Source organism: Limnobacter sp. G6BE5S (genome assembly GCF_058448965.1).
The window spans coordinates 1-1281 of record NZ_JBZFLM010000011.1; the positions used below are offsets into that span (position 1 = coordinate 1).

The 1281-nt window shown below is 51.0% G+C and carries 1 protein-coding gene; it reads right to left on the minus strand.

The genetic code is table 11. The features are described 5' to 3' along the window. Positions 1-63: 63 nt before the first annotated feature. A protein-coding gene (locus tag ACVL1J_RS15230; protein WP_491665462.1) for an IS3 family transposase occupies positions 64-1193 on the minus strand; the annotation gives its coding sequence in 2 pieces (ribosomal slippage) (positions 64-935 and positions 935-1193; 1131 coding nt in all). Between the last annotated feature and the right edge of the window lie 88 nt (positions 1194-1281).

Consider the following 1281-nt stretch of genomic DNA (forward strand, 5'->3'; position numbering starts at 1 on the left):
AGAGCAGGCTTCGTTTAATCGGACAGTTTTTGTGGATTTTTAATAAAGATCCAGCACTGCGGGTTAAGCGGCCAATGCCGCAACTTGGCTGACGAAATACACCTCGTCAGGGGTTTTGTAATCCAAGGCCTGATGGCCTCGACCCGTATTGTAAAACGCAATGTACTCGTGCAAATGTTTTCTGGCTTCCGATGTTGTTTCGTAGGCTCGAAGGTAGACCTCCTCGTATTTCACCGTGCGCCAGAATCGCTCGATCACCACGTTGTCACGCCAACAGCCTTTACCATCCATGCTGATTTGTATGTCATGACCTTTGAGCATTTCGGTGAACTCCAAACTGGTGAATTGACTTCCCTGATCTGTGTTGACGATCTCGGGCTTACCATATTTGATGATTGCTTCTTGAACCGCTTCAACGCAGAAATCCGCGTGCATGGTATTCGACAGCCTCCAACTGAGCACTTTCCTGCTAAACCAATCGATGACTGCGCACAGATACAGAAATCCGCGTTTCATCGGCAAGTACGTGATGTCCAGCGCCCAGACCTGATTGGGGCGAACAATGGGCAGTGTTCGCAACAAATACGGATAGATCTTGTGCCCAGGCTGTCGCTTACTGGTATTGGGCTTTCGGTAAACGGCTTGAATGCCCATCTTGCGCATCAAACTGATCACCCTGCGCCGACCAACGCCTGCAAAACCCGAGCGAAGCAGCAGATCACGCATCATGCGGCTGCCTGCATACGGACGGTCTAAATGAATCCGATCCATAGCAGCCATCAGCGCGAGATCCGATTCAGACACGGGCACAGGCTTGTAATACGCCGTGGATCTGGCCATGCGAAGAATCTTGGCTTGTTTGCTCACTGCCAATTCGTGACTCGGGTCAATCAACGCTTTGCGCTCAACAATCCCGCCTTGGTGAGCGCGCTTTCTAAAAAATCGTTCTCCAGTGTCAGCTCGCCAATTTTTGCATGCAACACTTTCACATCCACCGTGGATTCTGCGGCTTTGGTAGCGCCAAATACAGTGGATGCGCCTTGCAGCAATTCAGCCTTCCATTGGGCAATCTGGGTGGCGTGCACATCGTATTTCTGGGCAAGCTCGGCAAGTGGTTGTTCGCCTCGAACTGCCTCTAGCGCCACTTTGGCTTTAAAGTCAGGCGAGTGGTTTCTGCGTGGTCTGCGACTCATGATTTCTCCTTTTCTGGCCAATATTGTTGGCCCAAAAAGCAGAGCTGTCATCTTTTATCCACCTGTCCGAATTTCCGAGGCCTGCTCT